This is a genomic window from Sulfurovum sp. UBA12169, assembly GCA_002742845.1.
Taxonomy (GTDB): domain Bacteria; phylum Campylobacterota; class Campylobacteria; order Campylobacterales; family Sulfurovaceae; genus Sulfurovum.
Genome location: DLUH01000005.1, coordinates 846,705 through 865,906, shown reverse-complemented (window position 1 = coordinate 865,906; position 19,202 = coordinate 846,705). Strand labels below are relative to the sequence as shown.

Below are 19,202 nucleotides of genomic sequence, written 5' to 3'. Positions count from 1 at the left end.
AAGGAAATCCTATGAGAGTAAAAGCCGTCATTGCCTACGACGGAAGCGCTTACCATGGCTTTCAAAAACAAAACAGCACCTCTCAGACTATTGCTTCGGCGATAGAAAAAGCGCTGCATTCTTTACGCATAGACTCTCGTATCGTTGCAAGCGGACGAACGGATGCAGGTGTTCATGCTGCAGGTCAAATTATACACTTTGACCTGCCTGAATTCTGGTACGATTTAGACAAACTAAAGTCCATACTCAATAAAAAACTGCGCGGTATCCGTTTTAAACATATTACCAAAACATCTCAAGCATTTCATGCGCGTTTCAGTGCCAAAAAACGTCTTTATCGTTATGTTTTTAAAACAGATGAACTTTCTGTCTTTGAAGAAAACTATATCTCTTGTTATGGCATTTTTGATAAAACGCTGCTGTGCCAAGCGCTCGCATGTTTTGAAGGCGAACATGATTTTGACTATTTTCATAAAACAGGAACAATCACCCATACCACAGTTAGGAAAATTTACCATGCAGCTTACAAACAACATGGCCGCTATCATTTTATCTATTTTCAGGCCAATGGATTTTTGCGCTCACAGGTAAGAATGATGATTGAGGCGGCAATGGCTTGTGCTTGCGGCACAATGTCCATAGAAGCCTTAGAGCAGCAACTTGCATGTAAAATACGACACACTACAAAACTTGCGTCGCCTTCAGGGCTTTATCTTGCCCGTATCACTTATTGAAACTTCAAATACGTTCAATCCGTTGTTGTTTGAGGCAACGTCTCCGCACTCGGAGCATCAACTTCGCTCTGCTGCACTTCTTTTGTTTTGTCTTCTGCTTCAACAGTATGGTTGGCGTCAGGCGCCGAAGCAGCCGGAACTTCAGTCTCCAACTCAGGTTCAATGACCGGCGGCTGTATTTCCTTTAGCTTCTTCATCTCTGCTTTCAGATCATCAAGCTCTTCGCTTATATCAAACATTTCATCATCAAGCTCTTGAACCTTGGCTACATTCGCTCCGTGAACATACACCAGCTCACCTCCGTCTTTGCCTTGCTTGAGAATAAGAGCAACAAACAAAAGAAGAAGAACCATGTAGGCTATCTGTATTCCTCTCCTGCTTAGCATCATGGAGAACAATTTTGCCAACCATACAATCCAGGATGCCAACATTAGATAGGTGCCCAAGTTTTTGTGTCCCCTGAGTGCTTCCTGCCCCTCATCACTTAATAGCTCAAAAGCTTCTTTTCCATCGGTCACTCCGGTGAAATAGGCCGCACCGGTCATTATGGCCATCAAAGTTATAAACAAGAACGAAGTTATACTGACGGCTCTTCTTTTAAGTACCAGATTTGAAAGCTCCAGCAAGAGAATAACACCGGGCAATGCGATAGCAAAATGATCTACCGGCGGATGCAGCAACAAGGGAATATCAAAAGGGAGATGTATAGCAGGCAATGTAATAGTCGGAAGTTCCATATATTGCTCCTTTTAGAACTTTTATATAAAATATTATATCATAAAATAATTTTATTTTATGATATTTTAAAACGGCTTTACAACCACCATAATCACGATAAAAATCATCAGCAATGTGGGAACTTCATTGTAGACTCTTAAGTATTTGCTTGTTTTGTAGTGAGGATTTTCCAGCATGATTTTGCGAATATTTCCCAACGAAAAATGATAAGCGATCAAGAATGCCGCCAAAACCAACTTCGCATGCATCCATCCGCCGCTTGAAAAAATACCGGCATTTAAATAAATCATGGCCAAACCTGAAAACAGAGTTGCCCACATCGCAGGAACGCCTATATAGTTAAAAAGTTTATACTCTTGTATTTCTACAATCTCTGTAAAGGATTTATTGTCTGCATTTTCGCGGTGATAGATAAACAGCCTTGGGAGATAAAACAACATTGCCATCCAACTCACAAAACTCATCACATGAAATGCCAATATCCATGTATAAAATTCCATTATTCCCTCACTATGCTAAAATCTTTTTTATTGTATACAACCACTTGTAATTGTTTATAATATCCTAAATGCGCATAGTGTAACTTTAGTTTGCTTCCTTGGCGCGGAATATCTTTTTTATTTTTAAAGTGAATAGGCAGCGTTTGCCCGTTAAAATAAAAGTTTTTGCCTTTGTAGATCCCAATAATTTCTTTGAGCGCTTCATTTTGTACTTTTGTATTTTGATTAAAATAAGAAGCGGTTTTGGTTTTGGTTTTTTCTTTGACCCTGTAGGCATGTGTAATCTCTTTTAGTCCATGATACATAGCGATATTTTGAGCCACAATATCATATCGGCGACCCTCCGTAAGTCCTTTTGCGCAACCGTAAAGATAGATGCCGCGCCCGTTTGGAGTTTGCTTGATCAGGGCATGGTTCCCTCTCTTCATTAATACCACTACATCTTCTAGCAAGACTTCCTCTTTCAAGGATTCAACACTATAAAGAAACTCTATCGGTTTGGAGACAATTGTTTTATTCTTTTGAGAATTTTTATCTGCCGCATAAGGACTTGTGTCAAAAAAGGCATAGACAGGCAAATGATCAGAATAGCCTTTACCCTTGTGCTTGCCGTGGTCATATTGCCAGCGGTTGATGTATCCTTGCTTTGTAAAGAGATAAGGGGCCTTAAATACTTTAAAAGAGTGATTGACATAGTCAATGCCTTTTTTGTCAAACATACCCGCAGGAAGTACTATGTGATCCAAAGTACTTTTATTGCCATAAAATTTATGGCTCCATCTTTGCACGAAAGGAAGCTCCTGCCATAAATTATAATGACTTCCTTTTTGCGCTTTTGACATTTCATCTTTTTGCAGCAATTTCTCATCGCAGACAGTACGCAGCACATGATTGATGCCGGTCTGCCCGTTTGTATCATCAAGCCTGTGATTTAATGTCAAGTACGCATCATAATCACTATTAAGGTCCCCCATAACAATATAATCTGTACCGGGAGGCAAAGACAGAATATACTTTTCTAACTTTTTCGCATAGATGATACGCTTGCTCTCTTTTCCGCCTCGGCTTTTTGATTTCCAATGATTGACAAAAAGTTTCACAAAATGCTCTTGCACTTCCACGTCCGCTTCCAATAGATTGCGTATATTCGGCTCATGGCTTACCACCAGTTCTTTATGTGCCCGTATAGGATACCGCGAAAGCAACGCGACTTGGATCGACGTATTTGTTTTTGTCGTAATGGCACTATATTGATAGCCGCACCCAACCTCTTCAAGGCGTTTTTGAAGCTGTTTAAGTATATTACTGTTTTCTATCTCTTGGAGTCCCAGGATATCGGCATCCAAATCACAGATAACTTCTGCGGTATGATTGAGCTTGGTATCCACCATCTGCTCATTCCAATTATGTTTGCCGGGAACATATTGTTCGTATTCGCTTCCCTGAAAAGACGCATCAAAAAGGTTTTCCACATTATAGGTTGCTATCTTAAAAGGCTTAGCATACAGCAGCAATGGCAATAAAAAAAAATAAAAATATCGCAAAAGCAATCCCCTATTTTGTATTGATTAAATATTTTATCAAAGAAAATAAGGAAGAAAAGAAAAAATTGTCAAATTGTCAGACAAAAGATGCACTATCAAATGTTATGCAATCTTCATGAAGTATAATTTGTTTATTTTCAATAAGTGTCGTAAGCGTGCGTTTAAAGTTTTTTTTACTCAATCCAAATACTTTTTGAATCTCCTCTGCATCGCTTTTATAAGTAAAAGGCAGCCGGCCGCCCTGCTCCTTAAGCAATCGCAGCACTTTATGCTGCGCCTCCTCCACTTTAGCTTTTTTGCCCATAGGCTGCAATAAAAGATCTAGTTTATAATCTTTCCTTACCGTTTTGATATAGGCTTTTTTGCGATCTCCTGTTTTCACCTCTTCAAAAATCTCATTATCAAACAGCATTCCTTCATACTGGTTGTCTGCAACGACTTTATATCCCAAAGGGGTTTTAGCAATCACAACTATCTCCATCTCTTTGTTTGGATGCAGCCCCTTCATATCGCGGTTAAAATATTTGCCTATTTTCTGCGTACCATAAAGCCGCCCTGTTTGTTCATCCAGACAAATACGCAGGATATATTTTTTTCCGATATTAAAATACTCTTTTTGCTGAGAAAGAGGGACAAAGAGATCTTTTGGCAAACCCCAATTGACAAATGCTCCATATGATTTGTAATCCACCACTGTAAAATACCCATACTCACCCCGTTTTGCATAAGGCATTTTAGTTGTTGCCACAGGACGATCTTCAGAATCCGTGTAGACAAATACATCTATCAGTGCGCCCAAGGGCATCTCGTCTTCCATCACATAAATATTGGGCAGCAGCACCTCGTGAAAATCCTGAGCAACAAGATAAAGACCAAAGTCAGTATCCCGCTCTACTTTGAGAGTATTGACTTCACCAATTTTAATATGTGTATTTTGAAGTTTGTTTGGCATGATAGGTTTTTCCGTCGTATTGAAGTATTGCGAAGCACACACAATCTATGAATGATTATATCCAATTTTACGTTATTGCGCTATCGCTTCCAAATGTTTTGCAAAATCTTCAGGTTTTATAAATCCCGTCAAACTTTTCTCCGGCAGAAAATTGTTGTCTTTGTCAAAGAAAATGATGTTGGGAGTCCCAAAAAGTTCAAATTTTTTCAGCAGCGCTTTGTCTTCTTCGGTGTTTTTGGTCAAATCTATTTTAATAAACGTAAACTTTTTAAGCTGTTCTTGCACGATTGGATTTGGGAAAGTGATAAGCTCAAGCTCATCGCACGCAGAACATGAAGCTTTTCCAAAATCCACAACCACCGGTTTTTCAGAAGCTTGAACCTCCTGCATCAATCTCTCCACGGAATAACCCAAATGGGTACTCTTGTCCGTTTCTTGAGCAGCACCTGTCACTTTCGTACCGGAAGTAAATTTTTCAAACGGATCAAGCATCGAGGTTGCACCGCTAAGCGCACCTACAAACAACGATGCTCCATAGAGCAAAAAGACCAAAGCGAGAAGTCTGAAAAGTTTCAGCGCCCCCTCGTCTTCTTTGCTCTCAAAGACCCCCATGTAGAGTGCAGACCCCAAAAAAAGCAGCGCCCAAAGCACTACCGTAACGCTGTCGGGCAAAATACGGCTTAACATAAAAATGGCAAGCCCCAACATCATCACACCGAAGACTTGTGAAACGCGCATCATCCATCCTCCCGGACGCGGCATAAACTTGCCTGCACCTATCCCTACCAGAAGCAGCGGCATCCCCATACCCATACTCATCACAAAAAGCGCCCATCCTCCAAGCCATGCATCTCCCGTATGGGAAATAAACAACACGGCTCCGCCAAGCGGAGGTGCAACACAGGGGCCTACGATAAGCGCGGAAAGCAATCCCATGACGGCTGTGCCCAAAAGTCCTTGGCTTTTGGCTGCATCATCACTGGCTTTAGAGATTTTAGACTGCCAAGAAGCGGGAAGACCTATCTCATAATAACCAAAAAGCGAAAGAGCCAAAGCAACAAAAAGCCCGGCAAACAGCGTCAAAACCCAAGGATTTTGCATTGCTGCTTGAATGTCTGCCCCCAGGAGACCTGCAACTACCCCCACAAAGGTATAGGTTAACGCCATAGAAACAACATACACCAACGAGATAAAAAATGCTTTGACTACACTGGGCTTTTCATCACCCGACTGCGAAACAATGATGGAAGAAAGAATTGGAATCATCGGGAAGACACAAGGCGTAAGGGCCAAAAGCAGACCGAAAATAAAAAACAGCACAATCACAAACCATGAACTTTCACCCCCTAATACGTCAGCAATTTTTGCGGTATTTCTTTCTTTTGTCAAAGAGGAGATCTTATCAAAAACGCTTAGCTCTTCTCCTTTAAAGTCAAATGTTTCCGTTATGGGCTGATAACAAATACCTTGGTCAGAACATCCTTCAAATTTTACTGCAAGCGTATAATTTCCTTTGATTTGAGATTCGATTTGCTCTGCCGGGATAGAAACATGTATAGTTTTTTCATACACTTCCTCTCCCTCAAAATCAATCGCTTGAGGTTTGGCTGCTTCCACCTTTTTTTCAATAGGAGATACAATCATAAATTCCAACGATTCTTTGTAAACATGAATACTTTGGGCGATTGCAATGTCTATTTCAATCTTATCGTTTTGCTTGGCTGCGCTAACCTTGAAAGCATCTTCAGGTTTTAAAAATTCCTGTTTTTGAATTGCGCCGCCAAACCCTCCCAATACAAAGGTACTCAAAACAACACTCATCCACAACATTTTTTTTATCGTACTGCCCATCTTTTCTCTTTTTTTCTTTATTTTTTATTCAATTATAGTATTATAATCGCATATAAGCCGCATACTACTCTATAAGATTATAGTACAAATTGAATTATAAAAAAGGTTACTTATGGCAAATCATCTTAAAAATGAACACTCTCCTTACCTCCAGCAACATGCTCAAAACCCGGTGAATTGGTATCCATGGGGCGAAGAAGCATTTAAAAAAGCCAAAAAAGAACATAAGCCTATTTTTCTTTCAATCGGCTACAGTTCGTGTCACTGGTGTCATGTGATGGAGCGCGAATCATTTGAAAATAAACAAACCGCAAAAATTCTTAATGAATATTTTATTTCCATCAAAGTAGACAGGGAAGAACGTCCTGATATTGACAAACACTTTCAGGGAGTTTATCAGCTTATAAATTCCCGTCCGGGAGGCTGGCCTACATCCATTTTTCTTACCGAAGAGCTAAAGCCTTTTTATGCGGCAACCTACATCCCTCCCGAACCACGCTACGGCATGATGAGTTTCGAGTCGCTTTTGGAGGCGATTGTGCAAAAATACCATAGCGAAAAAGAACTCCTTACCCAAAAAGCGGAAGAGATTTTGACTTTTCTTAATCCAAAAATAGACAAAATTCAAGCCACAACACTTGATGAAAGTATCATAAATCGTTTTTTAAGCCAAGCTAAACAACTTTTTGACTATCAAAACGGAGGATTCAACCAGGCGCCCAAATTTCCGCAAGCTTCAATCCTTGACCTGCTTTTTGATCTTTATAGTCTCACTAAAGACAAAGAAGCACTCTCAATGGGAACGGTATCGCTTCTATCAATGGCAAAAGGAGGCTTGTACGATAGGGTGGAAGGTGGTTTTTGCCGCTACTCTACAGACAATCAATGGCTGGTTCCCCACTTTGAAAAAATGACTTATGACAATGCTTTGCTTGCCGAAGTATACCTGAAGGCCTACTGTATCACTCAAAATACTGTTTACAAAACAATCGCTTTTGAAACATTAGATTTTATGCTTAAAAAAATGAACCAAAATGGACTTTTTTATTCCGCAAGCGATGCAGATACAGAAGGGAAAGAGGGAAACTATTTTGTTTATACCTACGAAGAAGCACTCAAATCTTTTAAAAAAGCAAACATCCCAAGCAAAGAGCATGCCGCGCTTGCGGCTGCCTTGCATATCACAAAAGCAGGCAATTTTGAAGGCAAAAATATCATCCGGATCGAAGATCCTCAACATTTAGATACCCCTTTCTATAATGAGGCGATTGGGGCTTTAAAAAAATGCAGAGAAAAGCGCACCTATCCTTTCATAGACAAAAAAATCATTGTTTCTTGGAATGCCATGATGATCAAAGCACTTTTTAAAGCCGCGCGTATCAACGAACACTATCTTGAAGCAGCTACTGGCTCCCTAGACAGACTGCTTGAAACTATGTATATCCATTCCCAGCTCTTTCATTCTGCACTTATAGATAAAAAACCAAAAATACATGCCTTTTTGGAAGACTATGCCTTTTTGAGCGAAGCGCTGATAGAAGCTTACAAAAGCACTCTGGACGAAAGATACCTCATCACTGCCGCCAAGCTGGCAAACAGTGCGATAGAAAAATATTATGTACACGGAAAATGGAAATTTTCCCGCGGCGAATTTGAAACCGATGCAGATCTTTATGACAGTTCCTATCCTTCATCAGTTTCAACAATGCTTTGCGTACTTCTTAGTCTCTCTTCACTGGTTGACACCGTTTACAAAAAGTTTGTTTTTAAAACTTTGGAACTTAACTCTTATGATGTCATGCGTCAACCTATCTCAACGCCGAAACTAAGCCATACGGTGATACGCTACCTCAAGGACGACCTTGTCATTAAAGCCAAAGAAGAAACGCTCAAACCGCATATTGAAAAAATGGACACCGTTCCCTACCCTTTTACGCTGTTTAAAAATAGTTTAAATGATGATTTTATGATTTGCAATAGCAGCAGTTGCTTTGGACATGAAAAAGAATTTAGCGGCATCATCAGCTGCGTACAAACCAGAATGGGGAACTAATTTTATTTGCGGGAGCAAGAAGAAAAATAAGGCTTCAAACTCTTTTTTTCCCGCCATAGCAACAAGGGCTTTTGTATCAAATTCCAAATCATTCAAATACCAACAGCACATCTCGCCTTTGGATTTCTTATTAAAATGATTTACTATGTATTTTACTACAAGATTGTATAAGAATAAAACCTTTTAAACACAAAAGAATTTGCCAATAGATATAATATTTGACATGAGAGAAAGCATTAAAATATTTTATTCCGATATCAGAAATTCATTTAAAGATCTTTTGCCCATCATTGCAGTTGTGACGTTTTTCCAAGCAGGGATCATCCAGGTTATTCCCAAGAACCTTGACTCCATCATAATAGGTTTATTTATAGTTGCCGTAGGATTAGCTCTTTTTGTCAGAGGATTGGAACTTGGCATCTTTCCTATCGGAGAAAGTCTTGCAGTCGATTTTGCAAAAAAAGGATCACTCTTTTGGCTACTTCTTTTTGCTTTCACGGTAGGATTTTCTACGACTGTTGCGGAACCGGCTTTAATGGCGATAGCCAATAAGGCGACTCTCATTAGCGGAGGGCTTATTGATGCCTTTTGGCTTCGTATGACTGTGGCACTTTCGGTAGGATTCGCCATTATGCTTGGGGTATTGCGTATTTTATTAGGACATCCGATTCATTACTATATTATAGCCGGGTATATTTTTGCGATAACGATCACTTTTTTTGCTCCTGCAGAGATCATTGGTTTAGCTTATGACAGCGGAGGGATAACGACATCGACCGTGACGGTGCCGCTGGTGGCCGCCCTGGGTATCGGGCTGGCTTCAAGTATCAAAGGCCGCAACCCGGCCATAGATGGTTTTGGACTCATTGCCTTCGCCTCACTCACTCCGATGATTTTTGTCCAAATTTATGGTATTATCGTATACAGTTTCGCAGAAGTATCCTCGGCGGGAGTTGAGGCGGTAGCAAATCAGACACAAGCGAGTGTAAATGCCTATGCCTTTTCATTACGTGAAATTCTAATGGGAATTGGAGGGGTTACAAAAGATGTTGCACCCATTTTGGCGGTCATTTTTTTCTTTCAATACCTTATCATCAAAAAAGCCATTCCTTATTTACGAAAAATCGCAACAGGAATTATCTTGGTAATTTTTGGGCTCTATGCTTTTATTGTAGGGCTCGAAATGGCGCTGTTCCCTATTGGGTCAGCCATTGCATTCCAATTGACTTCCATGGATTATATCGGCTTGGTTTATCTTTTTGCGTTTTTGGTCAGTTTCTCTACAACCATGGCGGAACCGGCTCTTTTGGCTATTGCTCTCAAGGCAGAAGAGGTGAGCCAAGGCAACATGAAACAAAAGCCGTTGCGCCTTATTGTTGCGTTGGGTGCATCCATGGGAGTTACTCTGGGCGCTTTTCGCATTGTTCAAGGTGATCCGATTCATTATTATATTATTATGGGATATATCGTGGTAATCATTCTAACCTATTTTGCACCTCGCTATATTATTCCTATCGCTTACGACAGTGGCGGAGTAACAACGTCAACAGTTACAGTGCCGCTTGTAGCTGCACTGGGGCTTGGACTGGCTGAAAATGTCGAGGGACGCAATCCGCTCATTGACGGATTTGGTCTCATTGCATTTGCAGTTCTTTTTCCTATGCTGACCGTCATGGGATATGGTATCTATGCCCACTATCAACAATCCAAAACAAAAGGAGTTGCATCATGAAGTTTACGGCACTTATCGCTATCATTCAAGACAAAGATGAAGAAGAGGCTATCAAGGTAGCCAAAGAAGCAGGAGCAGGCAGCGTCACCATTATCGCCGGAAAGAATATCGGTCTTGAGGAAAAAAAGGTATTTTTTGGCTTAACACTTGAAGAAAACATATCCATATTGCTTTTTATACTGCCCCGAAAACTTTCCCTGAAAGTCATGAGGGTTTTACGAAAAACATTTGATTTGGACAATCCCGAAAACAGCGGCCTCACTTTTACTGTGCCCTTGAGCCATGTTGCCGGACTGGACATCAAAGAATTGGAAAAATTTGAAGATGATATTAAAAATATGCTATAGGAGAAAAATATGCTAGTTCAAAACATTATGACCCCAAAAGAGAAATTGGTCCTCGTTACCCCCACCGCTTCGGTACGTCAAGCACTTCAGCTAATGAAAACGCACAAAGTGCGCTCTGTCATCGTGGAGAAAAACCATGAAGACGGCGCTTATGGCCTGGTGACTTTTAAAAATATTTTACAAAGCATTGTTGCAGAAGACGGTGATATCGATCTTTTAAACGTATATGATATCGCGACCATACCCGCCATATCGGTTTCTGCGAAGCTCAATGTAAAATATGCAGCCAAAATGATGGTAACAAACAGTATCAAACGACTGCTTGTCGTCGATAACAATGAACTGCTGGGCATCTTAACGATGACAGATGTAATCGGGGCTCTCATGAATGACATTGAAGACACAAAAGAATAGTTTTGTCTTTACGTATTTGTCAACTAAAAAATAGTCGCGAAATCCTCTCTTTGCGTAAGTGGTAAATTTGGGATTTCTGGTTGTGCCCGATGATTTTTGCAAACACTTTTGAATAAAAATCAAAACGTAAGCATTATCCGATTTGTCATACTGTTTCTTTTTGGGTGCATCCAAAAAAGCAGGGGCAATATTCTCTAATAACTTTTTGCGTTTTTAAACTCCGCAATTTCACTCTCAACCATCGCATCGATCATTCTGACATACAGATCATTGATAAGGTTAGGAGAAAGACCCAATGAAATTGCCTGCTCCCTGACTCTTGAAATAACATCTTGTATCCGATCTTCGGCTTTTATCTCATCAATACTGTTTTTAAAATGTGCGATTTGCTTGATATAGTCATTTCTTTGAGCGATCAATGTCACGATCTGACTGTCAACCTTATCGATTTCTTCTCTCGCTTCTTGAAGCGTCACGCATTTTTTTGTTTTCATTTTCTATCCTTGAGTATATCGTCACAATAGAATGATTATAGCTTAAAATGAATTAATAGAGAGGGAAGAGGATATAAAAATCCCCCCTAAAGAGGGATTTAAGGGGAGTAACGCAGCGTCTATTACTCTACTTCGGCATCAATAACATCATCATCCTCTGCTTTTTTACCGCCTTTTGCAGCATCAGCTCCGCCTTGCTCTTTGGCATACATCGCTTCAGCCAATTTATGGCTTTTCTCTGTCAATGCTTTTAGTTTCTCTTCAATCTGCTCTTTGGTTGCATTTTCATCTTTAAGTATTGCCTCAAGATCTTCTATTGCTTTTTCAATGTTGGCTTTTTCGCCGGCATCAAAATTTTCACCCAAATCACTGATTGATTTTTTGGTTTGATGAATCAATGCATCTGCTTGATTTTTTATTTCCACAACAGCTTTTCTTTTTTCGTCTTCTGCTTTGTGTGCTTCTGCATCTTGAACCATTTTTTCTATCTCTGCATCGCTAAGTCCTGACGAACCGGTAATTTTAATCTCCTGAGATTTGCCTGTACCTTTATCTTGCGCCGAAACCGTCAGGATGCCGTTGGCATCGATATCGAAAGTTACTTCAATCTGAGGCACACCCCTAGGAGCTGCAGGAATATCTCTTAATTCAAACATACCCAAAGATTTATTGTCTTTTGCAAATTCACGTTCCCCTTGCAGTACATGAATACTCACAGCAGGCTGATTGTCTTCTGCCGTTGAGAACACTTGTGATTTTTTCGCAGGGATCGTGGTACCTTTTTCGATCACCTTAGTTGTTACTCCGCCCAACGTCTCGATACCAAGGCTCAACGGAGTCACATCAAGAAGCAATACATCTTTTACATCGCCTGCAAGTACTCCGCCCTGAATTGCCGCACCAAGCGCAACCACTTCATCCGGGTTTACAGATTTGTTAAGCTCTTTGCCAAAGAATTTTTTAACCTCTTCTTGAACCAAAGGAACCCTTGTGGATCCGCCCACCATAACCACTTCATTGATCTGGGATTTGCTAAGACCTGCATCTTTAAGAACTGCTTCGATCGTTTTGATTGTACCGGCTACCAAATCTGAGACAAGTGACTCAAATTTTGCTCTGGTGATCTTTTTAACCAGGTGCTTAGGTCCTGTCGCATCTGCCGTGATAAACGGAAGGTTGATCTCTGTTTCCATTGCTGAAGAGAGCTCTTTTTTAGCTGTTTCAGCTGCATCTTTTACCCTTTGGAGAGCCATCACGTCTGATTTGATATCAATACCTGTCTCAGACTTAAATTCGCTTGCGACAAAATCGATAATTCTATTATCAAAATCATCTCCGCCAAGAAATGCATCTCCTCCTGTTGCCATAACTTCTACAACATTGTCGCCTGTTTCAAGCGTTGTTACGTCAAATGTACCTCCGCCAAGGTCATACACCACGATCTGTTCAGACTCTTTTTTGTCCAATCCGTATGCAAGCGCTGCCGAAGTAGGCTCGTTGATGATTCTTAGCACATTGAGTCCTGCAATTGTTCCCGCTTCTTTGGTTGCTTTTCTTTGTGCATCATTAAAATAAGCAGGTACTGTGATAACGGCATCTGTTATTTTTTCTCCCAGATACGCTTCTGCATCTTCTTTAAGTTTCATCAATACTTTTGCTGAAATCTCTTGAGGCGTATAAACTTTTCCTGCCACTTCGATCGCGCATGCGCCATTTCTGTCTATGACATGGTAAGGCAGTCTCTCCTTGGCTTCGGCGGCTTTTTCTTCGTCACTCATAAGCCCCATAATTCTTTTAATAGAGTAAATGGTTTTTTCCGGATTGGTTACCGCTTGTCTTTTTGCTGTTTCACCGACAAGCACTTCTCCTTTATCCGTAAAAGCAACAATAGAAGGGGTAGTGTTTTTTCCTTCTTTGTTGGCAATAATCGACGCTTCACCATTGATATAAACCGCCATTGCAGAGTTTGTTGTCCCTAAATCTATTCCTAATACTTTACCCATGTATCTATCCTTTATTGAAATTTTTTATTTTGCGGCACTTACCATGGCAGGTCTGAGTACTCTGTCTTTAAGTATATACCCTTTTTGCATGACTTGTACGATTTCGTTTGTTTGGTGCTCTTGGCTTTCTACCTGCATGATCACCTGATGGACTTCAGGATCAAACACTCCTTCGCATCCAATCTCTTTGATGTGATTTTTTTCTAAAACTTTTTTGAGCTGATCGTAAGTGAGCTTTACTCCCTCTTTCATTTTTTCAAGTATTTCATGTGTATTCTCTTCATTGGTGCTTTCAATAGATGCAAGCGCATTTTCAAAAGAGTCAATCACCGCCAAAAGATCTTTGGCAAAACCTTCATTGGCATAAGCTATGGCATTCGCCTTATCTTTTTCTAAACGTTTTTTGGAATTTTCAAAATCTGCGTGTGCACGAAGATACTTGTCTTTGTACTCATCCGCAAGAGCCTGGGTTTGAGCTAAAAGATCTTCTTGTGTCATCTCTTCTTGAATTTCATTTTGCTCATGGGGTGCTTTTTCGTCTTGAAAATCTTCTTTCTCCTGACTCATTAACACACCTCCTTTTTATAGATATATTGCATCTCAGTTGAATGCTTGAAATAATTATACAACATTGAGCGAATGATTGTCAAGTACATGCTTCATATTTTTTATAAATTAAGTTTAGTTAAATAGACTAAACTTTTAGAGATCTACAATTTACACCGTTACACTAAAAAACAAAACAGGAAGGCGAGGGGTTGTGTACTAAAAAGTATTTATGAGATTTTTGAAATAATCCTGCGGAAAAAGCATCGATGGAGACAAATTATCCCCATTGATACTCGTTTTTTGGATTTAAAAAAGCATATTTAGAGAAAAAAGAAGTGTTTCATAATCTTTCACTCTATCCAAACTCGGTTTTGCCCAACAATACTCTGCTGAGGCCTTCATAGGCAGATAAAAATCAAACGAATAGTCAAGCCCCACGGTGATCGCATGGTCCAAATCCTTTACATCAACAAACTGATTGGTCGATTCATGATCATGATCCTCTCCGCCATGGTCGTGATCTGGATACGTATAACGGTCATTATAGTTCATGTAGGCCAATTTAACGCCAAAATCAGGTGTAAGGTTTACTTCGCCTTCTATCGAGAATGCTTCATTGTCCAAGTTGTCAAGTTCATGAACCGCTCCTGCGCCGACGCCCGTATAGGTCACTTCATTCTTCAATACTTTTGCCACATTCAAGGAAACAAGCTTTTCTGCGATCTCTCCTTCGATCTGCAAGTCAATGCCGTATGTCTCTCTTTCAATGCTTAGAGACTCCGTAGATGCGACGGTTGATCCCCCGGCGATCGCAAATGCGCCCATCATCACATTAAAATTACCCACAGGATATAGGTATGCCATTCTGGCAAAAGGAAGAATGTTGTCTGCGATATCCATATAAAGATTGTCCTGTGTCGGCGCATACGCTCCCGCGGTTACAAAAAAATGATCTCCGGTGCCAAAAAGGTTGCCCTTGTCATAATAAGCCTGCAACCCCGTTGATTCGCCCGTACCGATTGAGGATGCCTGAAATGCATTGGAGAGTGTTCTCATATCAAATGTTCTTAGAGGCTTATAGAGTCCTGTGTTATAAAATTCCATGCCAGAAAACGGACCAAAATCGGCAAAAGAAGACCCTACGATCCCCCAAAACCCGTCTTCGATTTCTTGAACATACGCTGCTTTTGCCGAAATGGCTTCATCTTCTTCTTTTTTATAGGAAAGATTGACGAGTCCCCCTATATTTTCACTTACCCTGCCGCCCAAATAAAGTGTAGCTGTTTTAGGGATAGAAAATTCTCCGTCTTCTGTTTGGCTTTTGGTGCTCACGTCACCCGATGCTCCCGGTTTATCCCACGTTTTTTGATAAAGCGATTTGACCATCACCGAAGGATTGATATCGGTTGCGGTCATATTTTCGTCTAATATTTTTTTACTCAGCGTCATACCTGAAGCAGCAAACTTTCTGCCAAATTCATTGAGCTTGGGTATATGCTGCAAGTGGCACGATTTGCAATCCATCCCCGTTTGCGTACTGAACATCGGCAATGCCTGAGCTTCTTGATTCAACCCTGCAAAAGCAAACATCCCCGCTGCTGCTTTTATATATTTTTTTGTTTTCATTTTCCTCTCTCCCTTTTTATTTTAAGCATCATAACAAAAAAAGCAAAAGACACCACTTGGTATCTTTTGCTTTTTTGATCAATCATCAAGCGGGTCAAAGCCCGCTTTGTTTTATGTTTTACTCAGGCACTGACGCAATAGAAATATTGTAATCCACACGTCCAAACCAGCTGTCCACACCTGAATCCGGATCGGTAGCATTAAACTCCTCTTCATCCTGCAGCCACACATTGTAGATCGTTTTTCCATCCGGTGACGCAAAACTCTCTACCTCTTTTTCCTGGATGACGCTTTTTTCTCTGTTTGAAAGCACGCGCTCAGGCTCCCATGTCACACCGCCATCCGTTGAACGTCGATAGAAAAGATCTCCTTCTGCTTTGCCTAGATCATGGTTATCGTTGCTGATATAGCCGACATTGCCCCATGTCACAAAAAATACATTCGGATTGCTCTTGTCTGATTCCAGTCCGGTGTCGTCATACATTCCTTCAGGCGTACTAAAGAATCTCGCATCCACTGTTGTTTCCCATCCTGTAAGCACTTCCGTGATATTTTGAGGCCCTTGCCATCCGCTTCCGTCTACATATCTGTGGATATGGAAATTCGCCGGCATATTTTCTTGAGCCGTTTTGGTGGCATTTGGCGTATACTCAAATCCTGCATAAATATTGTTTCCTCTAAGGAAAAGACGAGGAGAAAATACATTTTCTTCGCCATTGTCGTACGTATTGTCATCAAGATTCGCTTCACTCCATGTAATGTTGTAATCTTCGATATTTTCCACTACTTTATAGGCTTGCGAACTGACATTGGTCACCACGAGCCCGTTTAGCGGCACAAAATCATCATAAGTAAACCCTTGGTTGACACGCACATACATATCTGCCGGTCCTCCTTGGGTTTCAAATGACTGTTTATACATAAACGCAAACGTATATTTGTCTGCCTCACAATCATCCACCTGTGTACCGATCACCAATCTTCGCGCATTCTCATAGATCATGTTGCTAGTATTGTTTTGTTCAGGCACTTTAATATTGACAATATTTCCTGCACTCACCAGCGGCATCGCTACATTTTGGATCGTTGAAAGATTGGTTTCGTCAAACGCATCGAGGGCGTCAAATTTGAAACTTTCAAAATAGACCGATTTACCTTCTACGGAAATGTTGGTTTCGCTGTCCCCTTGATCCTGATCAGGCTCGCCCGGCGTGCTGTCTGACAATCCTTTGGTCTCTTCGTATCCGAGGATCACCACATGTTCATTTTGATCCGTTACAAGAATTTCTATCGCCGATCTGGAAGCGCCCGTATCACCGTCTAAAACAACCTGCGTATCGGTCAGCATATCCGTATCGTACGTTTTACAACGTGTAATCTCGGTTTCTTGGTTGTTGTTGGTAGTCAACGTCACAAATCCGTAAGTGTCACATATATATTGGCAATACGGTTTCGTATCGTCATTGGAACATTTTTCGTTATCCGTGATACGCACCGGATAGTTGAATTTATAAAGCGATTTGGGTTTGGTTACATTTTCATCAGTCCCGTTGATATCGTCAAACTCATCCATTTTGATAGAGGTGTACCAGATATCCGAGCCGTGATTGGTTGTCGCACCGCTCCAGCCATCCCCGGGACCTTCGCCGTTGCCCGAACGCAATCCCACCGTATCTTCTTGCCACGACATGGCAAATCCTGCGCTTGAACTTGCGATCCAAATGTGGTTAGAATCTCTTGTCCCTGTGGTGAGCTGTTGAGGCGTATGCCATGTAATATCTCCGGTTGAAGGATCCACAATACCTCTGGCTGTCCATACACAGCTAAACGGTACTTCCCACACCTGCTTACCGTCAGGCAACGCCGTTGCTCCTTCATAGTCGATCGATTTTTGCGGCCCGTTAACGGCAAAATAGTCGGTCGGATAGGTGGCATTTGCATCATCGCCTTCTTGAGGAAGATCAAACGGATTGTTGCTTGGACAGTATTTGTCGTTCCACGCTACAAGGATATGGTTGCCCTCTACCGCCATGGTGGGTTTTTGCGCATGCCCCGGATACTCAATCTCCGTACCGTTCCAGTCTACCTGCATCGAACTCTTCTCTGTCGTATCGGAGATCACATAGCTCTTCCACGAATCGCCGTTGTCTCTGGAGTAACTCACAAAAACTCCGTCTACATGCGTCGGATCGCCTACATCTGCGCTTCCGATACCCGTTTCATAGTCTCCTACGATCTGCTGGGCATAACTGACGACGATCGGATGCACTTTTGTGTCTGCCTCACCGGCTTCGGTCAGGTTTCCGTCTGCGTGCGTTGAGAGCACCACCATATCCAAAGGCTCCGGCGTATTGTGTGATGTCGGACTTTCTCTGTGGTAATTTTTGCTGCTTGGATCATTTGAAGTAGAAGAGATATTTCTTCTTACAGTTTGGCTGGCATTAAACTCGGCTGCATCTACCGATACTTCCGAATCCCCTCCGTCACACAACAGTGTTGTGCCGTTGATCTCTGTCACCGGAGGCTGCGGTTCGATCACCAGCGGATCATCCTCTCCGCTTGAGCTCGAACTGCTTCCTCCTCCGCATCCGACTAGCAAACTGCCCATTATAAGAGCTACGGCAGATGAAGATAGTAAACTTTTTTTCATCATAATTCCCTTCCTTTTTAAGTATAGATTTTAGATTTTGAATTACTATAAAATCATAATATAATCAAAACTATATTTGTAGTATAGCAAAATATCATTCTGCATACATCACCCTTTCGTGTGATTTTCTACAAAATAGGAACACCTTAAGAAAATGTAGACTACAATCACTCAAAGATTATCTGCCAAGGAGTCATGCACATGCATACGATCACAGACCAGGAGATTCTCCATAAGATTATAGAGATTCAAGGATGTGTCATTCAAGGCAGAAGCTTAAAGGCTCTTTTGCATAAGGATAGTGATTTTTATCTTGAAAAATCAAAGGCGGACATCATTGCGATCTGTGTCAATGAACACCAAAAGGTTCATGTAGAGCATGTTATTGAAAAACACAGGCTTTTTTCTCATCTGCTAATACAATATCTTTTCCCCAAAAAAAAGCTAAACTGGAATCAGTTTGTCAAAAACTGTACCGATCATTTTAATCTCGGACAAAAACACCATACCATACATGATCTGTTTGAGCTGTTCAAGGGCATAATAACACAGAAAGAAGCCAAAGCATTTACCGAAGAGATAAAGATGAAAGAAGCTGTTTTGATGCCTCTTTATGCTTTTGATAAACTAGATAAAATCGGTTTTGTGTGTTTTATCTTTCAAGCAGAAAACAAAATCGATCTTAAAAAACTTGAAAACATCCAAAATGTATTTCAAACCTTGCTCCAACCCCTGTACGATCAGCACTACAGCCTCGTGTACTCCAAATGCATGAGAATTGATGAAAACATGAAACTGCTCACAGAACAGGAAAAAAGAATAGTGCGTAAAGTATTGAACGGAATGTCTTACGGTGAAGTTGCGCAAACGCTTGGGATATCGATCAATACACTTAAAACACACATGAAAAATATTTTCAACAAATACCGCGTCACGTCAAAAATCGAACTTTATAATAAATTCTCTTCACTGACATAATCTCATAAAAAACTGCATCGCTGCCTATCGATCACTT

The 19,202-nt window shown here is 40.9% G+C and carries 14 protein-coding genes and 1 pseudogene; 5 read left to right on the top strand and 10 right to left on the bottom strand.

Annotated elements, in window-relative coordinates; translation table 11 throughout:
- The first annotated feature begins 11 nt into the window (after nt 1-11).
- Entirely contained in the window at nt 12-734 is a 723-nt protein-coding gene (truA, locus tag CFH81_09375) for a tRNA pseudouridine(38-40) synthase TruA (protein ID DAB40390.1), read from the top strand.
- Between the two features lie 14 nt (nt 735-748).
- On the opposite strand, the gene CFH81_09370 is transcribed toward truA, so the two are convergent.
- From CFH81_09370 to CFH81_09350, 5 genes are all read right to left on the bottom strand, one after another.
- Complete coding sequence (locus CFH81_09370) at nt 749-1,471, bottom strand: hypothetical protein (protein DAB40389.1); 723 nt, start codon at nt 1,469-1,471, stop codon at nt 749-751.
- Nucleotides 1,472-1,537: 66 nt separating this feature from the next.
- Complete coding sequence (locus tag CFH81_09365) at nt 1,538-1,972, bottom strand: TIGR00701 family protein (GenBank protein DAB40388.1); 435 nt, start codon at nt 1,970-1,972, stop codon at nt 1,538-1,540.
- Nucleotides 1,972-3,516 (bottom strand): hypothetical protein, encoded by a 1,545-nt coding sequence (locus tag CFH81_09360; protein DAB40387.1) that lies wholly within the window; start codon nt 3,514-3,516, stop codon nt 1,972-1,974. The genes CFH81_09365 and CFH81_09360 overlap by 1 nt, the downstream gene beginning before the upstream one ends.
- Before the next feature lie 76 nt (nt 3,517-3,592).
- Complete coding sequence (locus tag CFH81_09355; GenBank protein DAB40386.1) at nt 3,593-4,468, bottom strand: DNA-binding protein; 876 nt, start codon at nt 4,466-4,468, stop codon at nt 3,593-3,595.
- A 72-nt stretch (nt 4,469-4,540) separates the two neighbouring features.
- Complete coding sequence (locus tag CFH81_09350; GenBank protein ID DAB40385.1) at nt 4,541-6,319, bottom strand: thiol:disulfide interchange protein; 1,779 nt, start codon at nt 6,317-6,319, stop codon at nt 4,541-4,543.
- 112 nt (nt 6,320-6,431) lie between these two features.
- Here CFH81_09350 and CFH81_09345 point away from each other — a divergent pair, with 112 nt between their 5' ends.
- The 3 genes and pseudogenes from CFH81_09345 (at nt 6,432) to CFH81_09335 (ending at nt 10,865) form a co-directional block, all read left to right on the top strand.
- The gene (locus CFH81_09345; GenBank protein ID DAB40384.1) at nt 6,432-8,372 is read left to right on the top strand and encodes a thioredoxin domain-containing protein; all 1,941 of its coding nucleotides are present in this window, start codon (nt 6,432-6,434) and stop codon (nt 8,370-8,372) included.
- A 223-nt stretch (nt 8,373-8,595) separates the two neighbouring features.
- Nucleotides 8,596-10,451: pseudogene (locus tag CFH81_09340) on the top strand (hypothetical protein).
- A 9-nt stretch (nt 10,452-10,460) separates the two neighbouring features.
- A complete protein-coding gene (locus CFH81_09335; protein DAB40383.1) occupies nt 10,461-10,865 on the top strand; it encodes a histidine kinase in 405 nt (134 codons plus the stop codon).
- 194 nt (nt 10,866-11,059) lie between these two features.
- On the opposite strand, the gene CFH81_09330 is transcribed toward CFH81_09335, so the two are convergent.
- From CFH81_09330 to CFH81_09310, 5 genes are all read right to left on the bottom strand, one after another.
- Nucleotides 11,060-11,359: a chorismate mutase gene (locus tag CFH81_09330; GenBank protein ID DAB40382.1), complete on the bottom strand. Its 300-nt coding sequence runs from the start codon at nt 11,357-11,359 to the stop codon at nt 11,060-11,062.
- A 122-nt stretch (nt 11,360-11,481) separates the two neighbouring features.
- Nucleotides 11,482-13,362 (bottom strand): molecular chaperone DnaK, encoded by a 1,881-nt coding sequence (locus tag CFH81_09325; protein DAB40381.1) that lies wholly within the window; start codon nt 13,360-13,362, stop codon nt 11,482-11,484.
- A gap of 24 nt (nt 13,363-13,386) precedes the next feature.
- Nucleotides 13,387-13,929, bottom strand: a complete 543-nt coding sequence (locus CFH81_09320) for a nucleotide exchange factor GrpE (GenBank protein ID DAB40380.1) — start codon at nt 13,927-13,929, stop codon at nt 13,387-13,389.
- A gap of 288 nt (nt 13,930-14,217) precedes the next feature.
- Nucleotides 14,218-15,537: a hypothetical protein gene (locus CFH81_09315; GenBank protein DAB40379.1), complete on the bottom strand. Its 1,320-nt coding sequence runs from the start codon at nt 15,535-15,537 to the stop codon at nt 14,218-14,220.
- A 118-nt stretch (nt 15,538-15,655) separates the two neighbouring features.
- Nucleotides 15,656-18,190 carry a hypothetical protein gene (locus tag CFH81_09310; protein DAB40378.1) on the bottom strand — a complete coding sequence of 845 codons (2,535 nt, stop codon included), beginning with the start codon at nt 18,188-18,190 and terminating at the stop codon, nt 15,656-15,658.
- Nucleotides 18,191-18,382: 192 nt separating this feature from the next.
- On the opposite strand from CFH81_09310, the gene CFH81_09305 reads away from it, so the two are divergent.
- Complete coding sequence (locus tag CFH81_09305; GenBank protein ID DAB40377.1) at nt 18,383-19,165, top strand: hypothetical protein; 783 nt, start codon at nt 18,383-18,385, stop codon at nt 19,163-19,165.
- Nucleotides 19,166-19,202: the final 37 nt, after the last annotated feature.

What these genes read in the sequence shown, in the direction of transcription:
- CFH81_09310 (DAB40378.1), bottom strand. Translation starts at nt 18,190, where the DNA reads ATGATGAAAAAAAGTTTACTATCTTCATCTGCCGTAGCTCTTATAATG.
- CFH81_09365 (DAB40388.1), bottom strand. Translation starts at nt 1,972, where the DNA reads ATGGAATTTTATACATGGATATTGGCATTTCATGTGATGAGTTTTGTG.
- CFH81_09330 (DAB40382.1), bottom strand. Translation starts at nt 11,359, where the DNA reads ATGAAAACAAAAAAATGCGTGACGCTTCAAGAAGCGAGAGAAGAAATC.
- CFH81_09350 (DAB40385.1), bottom strand. Translation starts at nt 6,319, where the DNA reads ATGGGCAGTACGATAAAAAAAATGTTGTGGATGAGTGTTGTTTTGAGT.
- CFH81_09315 (DAB40379.1), bottom strand. Translation starts at nt 15,537, where the DNA reads ATGAAAACAAAAAAATATATAAAAGCAGCAGCGGGGATGTTTGCTTTT.
- truA (DAB40390.1), top strand. Translation starts at nt 12, where the DNA reads ATGAGAGTAAAAGCCGTCATTGCCTACGACGGAAGCGCTTACCATGGC.
- CFH81_09325 (DAB40381.1), bottom strand. Translation starts at nt 13,362, where the DNA reads ATGGGTAAAGTATTAGGAATAGATTTAGGGACAACAAACTCTGCAATG.
- CFH81_09305 (DAB40377.1), top strand. Translation starts at nt 18,383, where the DNA reads ATGCACATGCATACGATCACAGACCAGGAGATTCTCCATAAGATTATA.
- CFH81_09345 (DAB40384.1), top strand. Translation starts at nt 6,432, where the DNA reads ATGGCAAATCATCTTAAAAATGAACACTCTCCTTACCTCCAGCAACAT.
- CFH81_09335 (DAB40383.1), top strand. Translation starts at nt 10,461, where the DNA reads ATGCTAGTTCAAAACATTATGACCCCAAAAGAGAAATTGGTCCTCGTT.
- CFH81_09355 (DAB40386.1), bottom strand. Translation starts at nt 4,468, where the DNA reads ATGCCAAACAAACTTCAAAATACACATATTAAAATTGGTGAAGTCAAT.
- CFH81_09320 (DAB40380.1), bottom strand. Translation starts at nt 13,929, where the DNA reads ATGAGTCAGGAGAAAGAAGATTTTCAAGACGAAAAAGCACCCCATGAG.
- CFH81_09370 (DAB40389.1), bottom strand. Translation starts at nt 1,471, where the DNA reads ATGGAACTTCCGACTATTACATTGCCTGCTATACATCTCCCTTTTGAT.